The organism is Marinobacter sp. 1-3A (assembly GCF_016597775.1).
GTDB classification, from domain to species: domain Bacteria; phylum Pseudomonadota; class Gammaproteobacteria; order Pseudomonadales; family Oleiphilaceae; genus Marinobacter; species Marinobacter xiaoshiensis.
This window is the reverse complement of the sequence record NZ_VCGZ01000011.1, coordinates 1-14,504: the sequence shown is the minus strand read 5'-3', so window position 1 is coordinate 14,504 and position 14,504 is coordinate 1. Positions and strand designations below refer to the sequence as shown.

At 53.3% G+C, this 14,504-nt stretch carries 11 protein-coding genes; 8 read left to right on the top strand and 3 right to left on the bottom strand.

Annotation, left to right across the window (positions count from 1 at the left end; translation table 11 throughout):
* Positions 1 to 4 precede the first annotated feature (4 nt).
* Positions 5 to 1,645 (bottom strand): sensor histidine kinase, encoded by a 1,641-nt coding sequence (locus FE848_RS15675; RefSeq protein WP_200204802.1) that lies wholly within the window; start codon positions 1,643 to 1,645, stop codon positions 5 to 7.
* 93 nt (positions 1,646 to 1,738) lie between these two features.
* Here FE848_RS15675 and FE848_RS15670 point away from each other — a divergent pair, with 93 nt between their 5' ends.
* Positions 1,739 to 3,403 carry an NAD+ synthase gene (locus FE848_RS15670; RefSeq protein WP_200204801.1) on the top strand — a complete coding sequence of 555 codons (1,665 nt, stop codon included), beginning with the start codon at positions 1,739 to 1,741 and terminating at the stop codon, positions 3,401 to 3,403.
* 12 nt (positions 3,404 to 3,415) lie between these two features.
* Here the strand turns inward: FE848_RS15670 and FE848_RS15665 are convergent, their stop codons facing one another.
* Positions 3,416 to 4,249 (bottom strand): outer membrane protein assembly factor BamD, encoded by an 834-nt coding sequence (locus tag FE848_RS15665; RefSeq protein ID WP_200204800.1) that lies wholly within the window; start codon positions 4,247 to 4,249, stop codon positions 3,416 to 3,418.
* A gap of 165 nt (positions 4,250 to 4,414) precedes the next feature.
* Here FE848_RS15665 and rluD point away from each other — a divergent pair, with 165 nt between their 5' ends.
* From rluD to clpB, 3 genes are all read left to right on the top strand, one after another.
* Positions 4,415 to 5,392: a 23S rRNA pseudouridine(1911/1915/1917) synthase RluD gene (gene rluD / locus FE848_RS15660; RefSeq protein WP_200204799.1), complete on the top strand. Its 978-nt coding sequence runs from the start codon at positions 4,415 to 4,417 to the stop codon at positions 5,390 to 5,392.
* Positions 5,382 to 6,149, top strand: coding sequence for a peptidoglycan editing factor PgeF (pgeF, locus tag FE848_RS15655; RefSeq protein WP_200204798.1), 768 nt, complete (start codon positions 5,382 to 5,384; stop codon positions 6,147 to 6,149). Before rluD ends, pgeF begins: the two co-directional genes overlap by 11 nt.
* A 134-nt stretch (positions 6,150 to 6,283) precedes the next feature.
* Complete coding sequence (gene clpB / locus FE848_RS15650) at positions 6,284 to 8,860, top strand: ATP-dependent chaperone ClpB (protein ID WP_200204797.1); 2,577 nt, start codon at positions 6,284 to 6,286, stop codon at positions 8,858 to 8,860.
* Between the two features lie 74 nt (positions 8,861 to 8,934).
* Here the strand turns inward: clpB and FE848_RS15645 are convergent, their stop codons facing one another.
* A complete protein-coding gene (locus FE848_RS15645; protein WP_200204796.1) occupies positions 8,935 to 9,399 on the bottom strand; it encodes a DUF4124 domain-containing protein in 465 nt (154 codons plus the stop codon).
* A 461-nt stretch (positions 9,400 to 9,860) separates the two neighbouring features.
* Between FE848_RS15645 and FE848_RS15640 the strand changes: the two genes are divergently transcribed.
* From FE848_RS15640 to pssA, 4 genes are all read left to right on the top strand, one after another.
* Positions 9,861 to 11,579, top strand: a complete 1,719-nt coding sequence (locus tag FE848_RS15640) for an acetolactate synthase 3 large subunit (RefSeq protein WP_200204795.1) — start codon at positions 9,861 to 9,863, stop codon at positions 11,577 to 11,579.
* 2 nt (positions 11,580 to 11,581) lie between these two features.
* Entirely contained in the window at positions 11,582 to 12,073 is a 492-nt protein-coding gene (ilvN, locus tag FE848_RS15635) for an acetolactate synthase small subunit (protein ID WP_200204794.1), read from the top strand.
* 67 nt (positions 12,074 to 12,140) lie between these two features.
* Entirely contained in the window at positions 12,141 to 13,157 is a 1,017-nt protein-coding gene (gene ilvC / locus FE848_RS15630; RefSeq protein ID WP_200204793.1) for a ketol-acid reductoisomerase, read from the top strand.
* An 89-nt stretch (positions 13,158 to 13,246) separates the two neighbouring features.
* On the top strand, positions 13,247 to 14,098 hold the full coding sequence (pssA, locus tag FE848_RS15625; RefSeq protein ID WP_200204792.1) for a CDP-diacylglycerol--serine O-phosphatidyltransferase: 852 nt from the start codon (positions 13,247 to 13,249) through the stop codon (positions 14,096 to 14,098).
* Positions 14,099 to 14,504: the final 406 nt, after the last annotated feature.

Sequence of the window (14,504 nt, the reverse complement as noted above, 5' to 3'; positions counted from 1 at the left end):
CTTGTCAGATCATTCGCCCCGGGTGGGCAAAGGTGATACGAAAACAGCAGCCGGGTTGATCGTCTTCGATCAAGGACAAGTGGGCCTGGTTAGCCTCGCACAGTTCTCGGGCCAGATAAAGCCCGAGGCCAGTACCACCTTTGTCCGTTGTATAAAATGGCTCGAAAACTGAATGGCTGAATTCAGGAGCTATGCCGGGGCCAAAGTCCCTCACATCCAAATAGGTGCGCTCTCCATCAGCAGTGGCTCCCGCGCGTAGCTCGATCCTTCGTTCGCCAGAGTGCTGCTGGCTGTACCGCAAACCGTTGTCACACAAGTTTACCAGTACCTGCTCAATCTGGCTTTTATCAAATCGCGCATCGGGAATGTGCGGTTCAATGCTTAAAACTACATCGGTAGGTGGGTCGGATTCTTTCTGGGTCTGCAGAAAGTCAGCCCGATACTCTTCCAGCCACGTGGCCACATCAACCAAATCCGCATTTGCTGGTCTGCGACGGGAGAGGCTGAGAACGTTTTCTATAATGCCATTGACCCGCCGAGAGTGTCGCTGGATTATGTCCAGCATTTGCAGGTCGCTTGCATCAAGGTGAGGCGACTCTTCCATTAGTTGGGCCGCGTGGCTTATGGCGCCAAGCGGGTTGCGAATTTCGTGAGCAATGCCTGCAGTCAGGCGCCCCAGAGAGGCCAGTTTCATTTGCTGTGCCTGCTGGGTCACTTTGCTCATATCTTCAATAAATACAAGAATCTGTTCCCCGGGTTCCTGATCAAGCTGGGTGAAGCTTACCTGTAAAAGTGGCGAGGTAGGCGCCGGTTGAAACGGTTTTGTGCGCATTTCAGGGTGCTTTAGCCAAGCGTCCAGCCCCGATTTCAGCGCCTGGGGAAGGGTTCGGGAGCGCGTGGTGTGTCGGGCTAGATCTGTTGGGATTCCGAAAAGTAACTCCTCTGCGGCAGCGTTTGCGAGCCTCACCTGCCCATATCGATCGAGCACAAGAATGCCGGTACGCATGCGCTGAATAATCTGTTGGTTGATCTGCTCCAACTCTACAATGCTCTTGGCGCGGCTGGTGGCGAGCGCTTCGCTGCGCATCATTCTCCGAGAAATGTTTTGTAGAACGAATGCGGCCGCAAAGTACAGAATGCCGAAGGAGCCGGCGCGGACTATGTCATCGCCGTTCCCATCAACAGTCAGAATCGCCCAGCCTGAAATACCGAGTGAGCAAATTGCGGCAAGAGCTGCGTAGAAGGTGCCCATTCTGCTGGGTGTAAGAATATTACCCGCTGCAACCGAGATGATCACAAGATTAGCCAAGCCGCTGGTGATGCCCGTGCTGGCAAATAACAGCCCGTGCATGATCAGGATATCCAGAAGAATAGATATCGTGATGTGCTGCTGCCGCGGCTGAAAGCCTGCGAGCATGATGAATGCAAGAAAGCCGTTTAAAGCAAAATAACCCATCACTCCAAACTGGTAGTAGTCAAGGAACCGAAAGCGGGTGTCAAAATTAACCGGTTCAACAAACAGCAGTGCCACCAGCATCAGGCTGATTACAACCCGATAATGATTGTAGATGCGGAATAGCTTGGCCTGTTGGATCCCCGGGGATCGTTTGCCGGTCTTGACTGCTGATACCGAGTCTGTAGCCATGGTTTTTGGAAATCCGTTGTCGAGCGGAAGAAATCCGGGTCTTTGGGAGGGTATAATAGCCTTTTCGTGGCAATGAGTTACAGGAGCCAAAGTATGTCTGTTTCCGGGAACACCCCGTTTTCACCTTCATCCCCCCGTAACCTGCGGGTAGTGATGGCGCAGTTGGATTTTCTTGTGGGGGACATTCCAGGAAACACCGGTCGGATCATTGAGGCAGCAAAGCGTGCCTACGCCGAACAAGAAGCCGACATTGTTGTCTTCCCGGAGCTCTGTATTACCGGGTATCCGCCGGAAGACTTGTTGCTTCGGCCCAGTATGGATCTTCGGGTAAATGAGGCTTTGGAGCGCCTGCAAGGTGCAGATCTGGGGGCAGCCATTGTTGTTGGTCTTCCGTTTCGGAAGGATGGCAGGCTTTTCAACGCCGCGGTAGTGATTGAGGGCGGCGAAATAACAGGGCGTTACTTCAAGCGGTTCCCGCCAAATTATCAGGTATTTGATGAGAAACGGTACTTTGCTGAAGGTAATGGTGCCGTCGTAGTCAATATCTGCGGCGTGCCAATTGGCCTGACTGTTTGTGAGGACATTTGGGCCGACGGGCCTGTTGAAGACTCTGCGGCTGCCGGTGCACGTCTGATCATCAACCTGAATGCATCGCCCTATGATATCGACAAGCAGGCGCGCAGAAAGGCGTTGCTTGAGCGCAAGTCTCGGGATAACCGGGTGAGCATTGTTTACGCCAACCTGGTGGGCGCCCAAGACGAGCTGGTGTTCGACGGTGGTTCGATGGTCTACGACCATTCCGGTTCCCTGGCGGTAGAGGCCCCTCAATTTACCGAGGGCCTGTTTTCGGTGGATTTCCTGTGTGAGCACCACTGCCAGCCGGTCTCCCAGCCCCTGCCGGCAGAACCCACCCTTGAGGCAAACGTTTACAACGCACTGGTGACAGGCGTTCGCGATTATGTAAACAAGAACGGTTTCAAGTCTGTGGTGCTTGGGCTCTCCGGCGGCATAGATTCTGCAGTCGCTTTGGCGGTGGCGGTGGATGCCTTGGGGCCGGAGCGTGTTCGTGCTGTGATGATGCCTTTCAGATATACATCGGATATCAGTCTGGAGGATGCGGAGGCTCAGGCGGTGACCATGGGCGTTCAGTATGATGTTTACTCGATCGAGCCTATGTATGAATCCTTTATGACTGCTTTGGCGGAGCCGTTTGAGGGCACAGCAATCGACACCACCGAGCAAAATCTGCAAGCCCGTATTCGCGGCGTTATGCTCATGTCGCTTTCCAATAAATTTGGATCCCTGGTGCTGACCACCGGTAACAAGAGTGAGTTGGCGGTAGGCTACTCAACCCTTTATGGCGATATGGCGGGCGGTTTTGATGTGCTCAAGGATGTTCCCAAGACACTGGTCTTCCGTCTTGCCTGGTATCGCAACTCCGTCTCTCCGGTGATTCCCGAGCGAGTCATCACGCGGCCACCTTCTGCGGAGTTGGCCCCGGACCAGAAAGATGAAGACAATCTTCCAGGTTACGATGTGCTGGATAAGATCCTGAACTTGTATGTAGAGCGGGATTTCAGTGCGGATGCGATTATTGCGGAGGGCTTTGATCCGGCGGATGTTACCCGTGTTGTCCGTTTGGTGGACCTCAACGAATACAAGCGCCGCCAGGCACCTATTGGCATTCGCATTACTGAGCGCGGGTTTGGCAAAGATCGCCGCTATCCCATCACCAGTGGATGGAAAAGCGGCAATTGACCGGGCGGGGTGTTATTCGTCGCCCAGGATCCCGAAGGTAACTACGCTGGAGAGTGAGCGGTTTTCGCGTTTCAGCAAGTTGGCTTCAAACTCGCCATCGCTGTTGAAGGCGTCGCTTTCGGGGAAGTTCTGGCGCAGCAGAGCGATAGCGTCCTGAGAGCCTTTTTTGAATTTAAGAAAATCAAAGGTTTCTGCGAGGATAACCAGAGCTTCTTCAACCGCGGGTGATGTAGGGTAGTTCTCTGCGATGTAGCGTGCCCGGTTGTTGGCTGCCACATAGGCTTCCCGCTTGATGTAATAGCGCGCCGCGTGAAGTTCCAGTTCCGCCATGCGGTTGCGAACGGCGATCATGCGCTGGCGAGCGTCTGCTGCGTATTCGCTTTCCGGATAACGGTTCAACAGTTCACTGAAGTCACGGAAAGACTGGAGCTGCTCCCCGGCATCCCGGGCAGCAACGTCAATCGCAAAGTAGCGAGCGGCCAGGCCGATATCCAGGTTATACGAGGCGAACCCGCGCATGTAGAGTGCATAATCCGCGTGATCACTTTGAGGGTTCAGGCGCAGGAAGCGGTCTGCAGCAGCTCTGGAGCCTTCAAGATCCAGGTTTTGGTAGCGGGCATATATGAGGTCAAGCTGAGCCTGTTCCGCGTACCGGCCGAAAGGGTAGTAGGTCTCCAGGGAGTCAAGATTTCGTTCGGCTTCATTGAAGTTGCCGGAGTTCATTGCCTGGCGCGCATTATCATAATAGGTTTTTTCCGGAAGCACTTCCTCTGGCCCTTTAGAGGCGCAGGCACTGATCAGCACAACCAGTGTTGAAAGTAGCAATAAACGAACACCTGATCTCATGCCGGAATCCCGTATAATGTCGATAAATTCAAGGGCGCTATTGTAGCGGGGAACTCGCCTTATGTGCAGCCTCACATGATTACATGTGGATAAATGTGCAAAGCACAGCCCGACTGTTTCAAATATACTGACCAAAACCTAACACTTACCGGCCCCGGGGGCTTAATGTCATCTGAAAACCGAATAGTTGCCAGTTTTGCTGTGCCACCCGCTTTGAGCGATCGGCGCCTGGACCAGGCGGTGGCAGAACTTATGCCCGAACACTCGCGCTCGCGCCTGCAATCCTGGATTCGCAGTGGTGCGTTAACAGTAAATGGGGAAGTTCGCAGGCCGAAAGACAAGGTGATGCTCAGCGACCGGATAGAGCTGGACGCAGAGCCTGAAGCTCAGGTGACCTGGCAGGCCGAAGCCATCAGCCTGGATATTGTCTATGAAGATGAGCATCTGCTTGTGATCAACAAGCCGGCGGGCTTAGTTGTTCATCCTGCAGCTGGCCACGCAGATGGCACCTTGGTCAATGCGTTGTTGAACTATGCACCGGAGGTGGAAAACCTGCCAAGAGCTGGCATTGTCCATCGTCTCGATAAGGATACTTCAGGGATTATGGTGGTTGCCCGAAGCCTGATTGCCCACACATCGCTGGTTGATCAGCTGCAAACCCGCAGCATGGGTCGGGAGTACGAGGCGGTAGTTGTTGGTACCCTCACAGGTGGTGCCACGGTGGATGCGCCCATTGGCCGTCATCCCCATGAACGAAAGAAAATGGGTGTTGTCAAAAGTGGCAAGCCCGCGGTAACCCATTATCGCCTGATTGAGCGCTTTGCGGCTCATACTCATGTGCGCTGCAAGCTTGAAAGCGGTCGTACCCACCAGATTCGAGTCCACATGGCTCATGTCAAGCACCCGTTGGTGGGTGATCCCCTCTATGGCGGCCGCCTTCGATTACCGAAAGGCACAACAGAAGAGTTGCGCCAGGTACTCTCGGCATTTCACCGGCAAGCGTTGCATGCGCGACAGCTCACGCTGGAACACCCGGAAACCGGTGAGATCCTGAGCTGGGAGGTGCCTTTGCCGGAAGACTTCCTGGGTTTGTTAGCAGCGTTGCGCAAGCATGTTAAGGATTTGGAGAGCGATGAGTTCTGACTGGGTTTCAGAAGTGCCGCTGATCCGTCCGGATTGGCCTGCTCCCTCGAACATCCATGCAGTGTGTACTATCCGGTTGGGCGGCGTTAGCATGCCGCCTTGGGCTAGTATGAACCTTGGGAGTCATGTGGGCGATGAACCTGCACGCGTGGCGGAAAATCGCCTGAGGCTGGCCCGTGCCTGTAGCCTTCCGGCAGATGCTTTCGTGTGGCTCAACCAGGTCCACGGTACTGACGTTGTCCGCCTTCCTCCAGCAGAGGGTGTGAGTATTCCTGATGCGGATGCAAGCTGGACTCAGGCGGCTAATAACGCCTGCACTATCCTTACGGCAGATTGTTTGCCGGTTATGCTCTGTGACCTGAATGGGACTACCGTGGCAGCTGCCCACGCAGGCTGGCGCAGCTTGTGTGGTGGCGTTCTGGAAAATCTGGTCTCCGCTATGGGGTTGCCCGGCAACACCTTGATGGCCTGGTTGGGACCAGCCATAGGCCCAGGGACATTTGAAGTAGGCCCGGAAGTGAAAGCGGCGTTTATGGCGCATGATCCAGAAGCCGAAAGTGCATTCAGTTCTGAGGGTGCTCGAGAGGGACATTATATGGCCGATATCTATCTGCTTGCCCGGCAGCGCCTGCAGAATATGGGCGTTACAAAGATTTTCGGCGGCGGCTTTTGTACGGTTACCGATAAACAGCGTTTTTATTCCTATCGCCGCGATGGCAAGACCGGTCGCATGGCCACCGCCATCTGGAAAACCTGAGCTCTGTCAATTTTCTGACGGTTTTGTCCGTGGTGACCTTGAACTTCCCCTGATAGCCCCTACATTAGTTCCCAAAGCTAATCGAATGTGCAATAACTGATCGCATTCGCTGGACAAATCGGGGAAACGAATTCATGAGAATCGATAAACTCACCAGTCTGTTACAAACCGCACTGGCTGACGCGCAATCACTGGCGGTTGGCAAGGATCATAACTTTATTGAGCCTCTCCACCTCATGCAGGCCATGCTGGATCAGCAAGGCAGCTCCATCACCCCGCTTCTTAAGCAGGCTGGCGCTGAACCTGGTCGTGTGCGCAAGGCTGTCGCGCAAGAAATAGAAAACCTGCCTGAAGTGAGTGGCAGCGCAGGCGATGTCGCTATGTCGAACGACATGGGGCGACTGTTCAATATTGCCGATAAATTGGCGCAGAAGCGAAAAGATCAATTTATATCCAGTGAGTTGATGCTTTTGGCCGCTCTGGAAGACCGTGGCACGCTTGGTCGTGTGTTGCGTGAACAGGGTGTAGATAAAGCTGCCCTGGAAAACGCTATTAATACCGTTCGAGGTGGTGAAACTGTGGATGATGCAGGTGCAGAGGAAAGCCGTCAGGCGCTCTCCAAATATACGATTGATCTGACCGAGCGGGCCGAAGCCGGGAAACTTGACCCGGTAATTGGTCGTGATGACGAAATACGCCGCACTATTCAGGTGCTGCAGCGCCGCCGTAAAAACAACCCGGTACTTATCGGCGAGCCGGGCGTAGGTAAAACCGCCATTGCCGAAGGCTTGGCCCAACGGATTGTAAACGGCGAAGTACCCGAAGGTCTGAAAAATAAGCGAGTGTTGTCTCTGGATATGGGCTCGCTTATAGCTGGCGCCAAGTTTCGTGGCGAGTTTGAGGAGCGTTTGAAAGCGGTGCTCAATGAACTCGCCAAACAGGAAGGTCAGATCATTCTGTTCATCGATGAAATCCATACGGTGGTGGGTGCAGGTAAAGCCGAAGGCTCCATGGACGCGGGTAACATGCTCAAGCCGGCGCTGGCCCGGGGCGAGTTGCATTGCGTGGGTGCCACCACGTTGAACGAATACCGTGAGAACATTGAAAAAGACGCCGCTCTGGAGCGCCGTTTTCAGAAAGTGCTGGTGAATGAGCCGAATGAAGAAGACACCATCGCGATTCTCCGGGGTCTGAAAGAGCGCTACGAAGTACACCACGGTGTTGAGGTGACGGATGGAGCGATTATCGCCGCGGCCAAGTTGTCTCAGCGCTACATTACAGACCGCCAGTTGCCGGACAAGGCGATTGATCTGATCGATGAAGCGGCGAGCCAGATCCGGATGGAGATGGACTCCAAACCGGAGCCCCTGGATCGCCTGGAGCGCAGGCTCATCCAGCTAAAAATCGAGCGAGAGGCTCTGAAAAAGGAGACCGATGCCGCGTCAAAGAAGCGCCTTGAAGAGCTTTCCAGTGTTATCGGGGGTGTGGAACGCGAGTACGCTGATCTTGAGGAAATCTGGAATACGGAAAAGGCTGCCTTGCACGGCTCCCAGAAAATAAAGAGCCAGCTTGAGCAGGCGCGTATTGATCTGGAGACCGCCCGTCGGGCAGGTGACTTGGGCAAAATGTCCGAGTTGCAGTATGGCCGCATCCCGGAGCTGGAGCGTCAGCTCGATATGGCAAGCCAGGCAGAAATGATGGAAATGAAGTTGCTGCGAAATCGTGTCACCGACGAGGAGATCGCAGAGGTTGTTTCGAAATGGACAGGTATTCCTGTATCCAGAATGCTGGAAGGCGAGCGCGATAAGTTGATGCGTATGGAAGAGGCCCTGCACAAACGTGTGATTGGTCAGAGTGAGGCGGTAGAGGCGGTATCGAATGCCGTACGCCGTTCCCGGGCCGGCTTGGCAGATCCGCAGCGGCCTAATGGTTCCTTCCTGTTCCTTGGGCCAACAGGAGTCGGTAAAACCGAACTGTGCAAGGCGCTTGCTTCGTTCCTCTTTGATACCGATGACGCTATGGTGCGAATCGATATGTCGGAGTTTATGGAGAAGCATTCCGTTGCCCGGCTGATCGGTGCGCCCCCAGGGTATGTGGGTTATGAAGAGGGCGGCTACCTTACCGAAGCCGTTCGTCGGCGGCCCTATTCCGTGCTGTTACTGGACGAAGTTGAGAAAGCGCACCCGGATGTCTTCAACATACTGCTTCAGGTTCTAGATGACGGTCGTCTTACAGATGGCCAGGGTAGAACGGTGGACTTCAGCAACACAGTTATCGTGATGACCTCAAACCTGGGCTCAGACATCATTCAGCAAAAAGCGGGAGCTGAAAATTACGAAGCCATGAAGGCTGCGGTTATGGTGGAGGTAGGAGCTCACTTCCGGCCTGAGTTTATTAACCGTGTGGATGAAGTGGTTGTGTTCCATCCGCTGGCTGGAGACCAGATTCATGGAATCGCCAAAATTCAGGTTGAGATACTCAACAGGCGCCTGCAGGAACAGGGAGTGAAGTTGGAGCTGGATGATGCTGCGATGAATCTTCTGGGCGAAGTCGGCTACGATCCCGTATACGGAGCCCGGCCGCTGAAGAGAGCCGTTCAGCGGATGATTGAAAACCCGTTGGCGCAAAGATTGTTGCGGGGAGACTTTGTCTCTGGTGACACTATTCGTGCCTCTGCGGACGGCAGTGTGCTGGTGTTCGAAAAAGCATGATTAAAAACCAGGGAAAAGTGGGCATGGCTTCGGCCCTGCCCACTTTTTGCTGTCTTGGCGTTTGGGTTTAAGGCCTATTTTTGGGGCTCTGGGCCACAGTTCTCAGCGACAACTTCTTCGAACTTCATTTTTTGTTCAGCGATTTCTTCAGGTGCAAGGTAGCGTTGCTCGCCATTTTCCTCGATCCGGATACGCGCGTTGCTCTCGATGATTTCCAGGTTTGCCCGTGCTGTCTCGCAATTCGCCTCACGCTGCTTGCGGCGCGCCGCTTCAACCGCAGTCTCATTTTCCCGCTCGGCTTTTTTCTGCTGTTGCTCTTGTAACTCGTTCAGGCGTTGCTGGGGACTAGTGCGGCTGCTGTCAGATCCAGAAGATGTGCCAGAGCGAACGTTGACAGTCTCGGAGCTGGCTCCAACCGGCTGACGGTCGCCATAATGGGTAACACCATTGTCGTCCGTCCATTTGTACACAGAGGCGCTCATTGCCATGCCGGGTGCTACGGAAATTAATAATGTCAGCATCAGGGATTTTCTGTTCATGGCTCTACTCGTTGTGTTGTACGTGCGTCCATCATGCCACCTGGGTACGGATTTTTCTTCCGCCTGGTTCAAAACTCCGCACCTGAGTTTCAGTTAATTATGGCAGAGCATCCGTCAGTATGGGTACAGAAAGCAACTGTGGCTATTGACAGGGAGTTTCGCGCTGTCAGAATTACGGATTGCCTGAAGACTGGGGCTAACGGCAGGCAATCCCTTGCAAGTATCCCCCGTTATTTACCACACTGAGCGTGCCGCGCATCTGTCGCGGAATGGTTGTTGCTTACGTGCAACCCGTCGATTGGCCGTTCTCCGCAACCCTCAGGAGGGCGGCTGGCCAGGAGACAACCTCTTAACAAAGTGTGGAGCAGCCGGTTCCGCTTTCAAAAGAAGCAGGGAAACCGTGAACCCAGGCAACCGGGCGTGTGCCCGGCTCATTCACTCGTAAAAGAGGGTAGAAAATCGTGGAGTTATTGTCTGGCGCCGATATGCTGATCCGCTCCCTGCAGGATCAGGGGATCGAGTACATATATGGCTATCCGGGTGGTGCAGCCCTTCATATTTATGATGCGCTGTTCAGGCAGGACGAAGTCAAACACATTCTGGTAAGGCACGAACAGGCGGCGGTACACATGGCTGACGGCTATGCGCGCGCGACTGGCTTGCCGGGAACCGTGCTTGTGACCTCCGGCCCTGGAGCCACCAATACCATTACCGGTATTGCAACTGCATTCATGGACTCCATCCCCATGGTGGTTCTGTGCGGGCAGGTTGCATCCACTCTGATTGGCGAAGATGCCTTTCAGGAAACCGATATGATGGGTGTTTCCAGGCCTGTCGTTAAGCACAACCTCAGTGTGCGTCATCCGTCAGAGATTCCGGAAATTATCCGCAAAGCGTATTACATCGCCTCTACCGGTCGCCCTGGTCCTGTTGTTGTGGATATTCCCAAGGATATGACCGCGCCTAATGAGCGCTTCGAGTACGCTTATCCGAAAAAAGTAAAGCTGCGCTCATACAATCCGGCTATCCGTGGCCATGCAGGCCAGATCAAAAAAGCGGTCGATATGATGCTGGCGGCGCGACGCCCTGTTATATATGCCGGTGGCGGTGTCATTCTGGGCAAGGCATCCGGTCAGCTAACAGAGTTGGTGCGCAAGTTGGGTTATCCGATTACTAATACCCTGATGGGGATTGGTTGTTATCCGGCCAGCGACAAGCAGCACCTTGGCTGGCTTGGCATGCACGGAACCTACGAAGCGAATATGGCGATGCACCACTCGGACCTTATTCTGGCGGTTGGTGCGCGGTTTGATGATCGCGTCACCAACGCAACAGAGAAGTTCTGCCCTGGTGCACGGATTATTCATATTGATATTGATCCGGCATCAATCTCCAAGACCATCGACGCCGACGTGCCGATCGTGGGGCCGGTGGATGCGGTTCTCAAGGAAATGCTCGCACTGGTAAAAGAGAGCAAGGAAAAGCCGGATGCAGAGGCTATCGCATCCTGGTGGAAGCAGATTGATGAATGGCGCGCTTTCCATGGTATGCGCTATGAAACCAGCCCGGATGTAATCAAGCCGCAAGAAGTCGTCGAAATGCTGCACCGCCTCACGAATGGGGATGCATTTGTTACCTCTGATGTGGGGCAGCACCAGATGTTCGCGGCTCAGTACTACAAGTTTGATAAGCCGAATCGCTGGATCAACTCCGGTGGACTCGGCACCATGGGCTTTGGCTTGCCAGCCGCTATGGGCATCAAGCTGACCCATCCGGATGACGAAGTGCTCTGTATTACAGGTGAGGGCAGTATCCAGATGAATATTCAGGAGCTCTCCACCTGTAACCAGTACAAGTTGCCGGTGAAGATTATCAACTTGAATAATCAGGCTCTGGGTATGGTGAAGCAGTGGCAGGACATGAACTACGAGTCCAGGCACTCTCATTCCTACATGGAGTCCCTGCCTGATTTCATCAAGTTGGCTGAAGCTTACGGTCATGTGGGTATCAGGATCGATAAGAAAGAAGATCTGGAGCCCAGGCTCAAGGAAGCTCTGGCTATGAAGGACAGGCTGGTTTTCGTGGATATTCAGGTTGACCGCTTTGAGCATGTATACCCGATGCAAGTAGCTCGCGGCTGCATGAAAGATATGTGGCTCAGCAAAACGGAGAGGGTGTGATCATGCGTCGAATCATTTCTGTCTTGCTGGAAAACGAACCGGGGGCTCTGTCCCGAGTAGTTGGTTTGTTTTCGCAGCGTAACTACAACATTGAGACCCTGACTGTTGCGCCAACGGAGGACGAGACTCTGTCTCGCCTGACGGTAACAACAACTGGCCCGGATCGAGTGATTGAGCAGATTACCAAACAGCTCAACAAACTCGTTGAGGTGGTTAAGTTGGTGGACCTTACTGAGGGCCCACACATCGAGCGAGAGCTAATGCTGATCAAGCTGAAAGCAACTGGTTCTCAGCGCGCTGAAATCAAGCGTACTGTGGATATTTTCAGGGGGCAGATCGTTGATGTGACCAGTTCGGTCTATACAGTTCAGCTGGCAGGGCCAAGCGATAAGCTGGATGGCTTTGTTCAGGCGATTGGAGCATCTGGCGTGCTGGAAGTGGTACGCTCGGGGATTTCCGGAATCGCCAGAGGCGAAAAGGTTTTAAGTCTTTAAAACGGTTTAGTGTTTAACGAAAGCTTTGGCCGCTTGAAAAGGCCATCACAAATCATAGAGGTTAGTCATGCAGGTTTATTACGATAAGGATTGCGATCTTTCTATCATCCAGGGCAAGAAAGTTGCCATCATCGGCTTTGGCTCACAGGGCCACGCGCATGCGTGCAACCTGAAAGAGTCCGGTGTTGATGTAACTGTAGGTCTGCGCCCGGGGTCCTCGTCCATCGCCAAAGCAGAAGCCTATGGCCTGAAGACCAGCGATGTGCCATCTGCCGTTGCGGCCGCTGACGTTGTAATGATTCTGACTCCAGATGAGTTTCAGTCCCAGCTGTACGCTGCCGAGATTGAGCCGAACCTTAAGCAGGGCGCCACTCTGGCGTTTGCTCACGGTTTTGCTGTTCACTACAACCAGATCGTTCCACGCAAAGACCTTGATGTAATCATGGTTGCCCCTAAGGCGCCAGGCCACACTGTTCGCACTGAGTTCGCTAACGGCGGTGGCATTCCTGACCTGATTGCTATCTTTCAGGACGCATCTGGCAACGCCAAGAACGTAGCTCTTTCTTATGCGAGCGGCATTGGTGGTGGTCGTACCGGCATCATCGAAACCACATTCAAGGACGAGACTGAAACCGACCTGTTCGGTGAGCAGGCTGTTCTTTGTGGTGGTGCAGTTGAGCTGGTTAAGGCAGGCTTCGAGACCTTGACCGAAGCAGGTTATGCTCCGGAAATGGCGTACTTTGAGTGTCTGCACGAGCTGAAGCTGATTGTAGACCTGATGTACGAAGGCGGTATCGCCAATATGAATTACTCCATCTCTAACAACGCAGAGTATGGCGAGTACGTGACCGGCCCAGAGATCATCAACGAACAGTCCCGTGAAGCCATGCGCAACGCGCTTAAGCGCATCCAGAGTGGTGAGTATGCCAAGATGTTCATCTCTGAAGGTGCACTCAACTACCCGTCAATGACTGCGCGTCGTCGTCAGAATGCTGAGCACCAGATTGAAGTGACTGGTGAGAAGTTGCGCGGAATGATGCCGTGGATTTCTGCGAACAAGATCGTAGATAAGGACAAAAACTAAGCACGTTTTCGCTTGGTTTAATAAAGCGCGGCCCGAGTGGCCGCGTTTTTCGTATATACTCCGCTCAAATACTTTCCGGAGTAATGGGAATGACTGAAGAAAGAAAAGATACTGACCTGGAATCCACGAAAGGAAATCCGGACCTCTCCGTCAAGGCAGAGAGTGAATGTGATATTGAGCCTGGAGAGGTTGTAGAGGAAGAGTTTGTTGGGGGTGCTCCGGTGAGAAAGAAGGGGATATACCTTCTTCCCAACGCGCTAACAACTGCCTCCCTGTTCTCGGGGTTCTATGCGATTGTTGCTGCGGCTGGCGGTGTTTTTGATAACGCAGCCATAGCAATTTTTATATCCATGATTCTGGATGGGCTTGATGGGCGCGTAGCCCGTATGACCAATACCCAAAGCAAGTTTGGCGAGGAGTACGATAGTCTCGCAGATATGGTTGCGTTTGGTGTTGCTCCAGGATTTGTTGCGTTTTTCTGGTCTTTGAATGGCTTGGATAAAATCGGCTGGGCTATTACGTTCATTTATGTGGCGGGTACAGCGTTGCGCCTTGCGCGCTTCAATACCCAGATCGGGTCAGTAGATAAGAAGTACTTTGTCGGTCTGCCTAGTCCAGCAGCAGCAGCTTGTGTTGCAGGGCTCGTGTGGTGCTTCCATACCTTTGAGCCTGCGGGTTGGCTCACCTTTTTGACTATAGTTGTTGTAGGTGGCGCAGGCGTGCTGATGGTGAGCAATGTATTGTATAGCAGCTTTAAGGATTTGGATCTCCGTGGCCGCGTGCCTTTTGCTGCAATACTGCTAGTAGTGCTAATACTTGTAGTGATTGCATTGGATCCCGCGACCGTTTTGTTTACCGGTTTTCTGATCTATGCGCTGTCCGGCCCAGTTCGAGCTTTGTTTCGTCGCAAGCCGCGCAGATCGGCTTCGAGCGTTAAATAAAGCTCAAGCTGTTGGTTTTTTGATCGGTTTCTGCCTTGGCTTGGTGTATTTATAGGTGGAAACCGAAGTTATTCAGAATTAATTGAAAATGGCCGTTGACAGTTTCGTGTGCGTCTGTAGAATGCGCATCTCCTTCGAGGGACACACCGCTGAGACGGGGTGGGTTGAGAAGGACAACTGTTTGAAAGTATTAAAGAAAACGAGTTTGAAGATTCTTTAATTAAACGGTTGACAAGGCGGCGAGACGATGTAGAATACGCCACCTTGATTGAGCAACGGCTCAACCGCTCTTTAACAAATTGACCAAGTAATTCGTGTGGGCGCTGGCTGGAGTATTTCGACAAGAAATACCAAGGCAAGCGACTCGTCGAAAATTGAGTTTTGTCTTGAGCAAAGGTTATAAGGT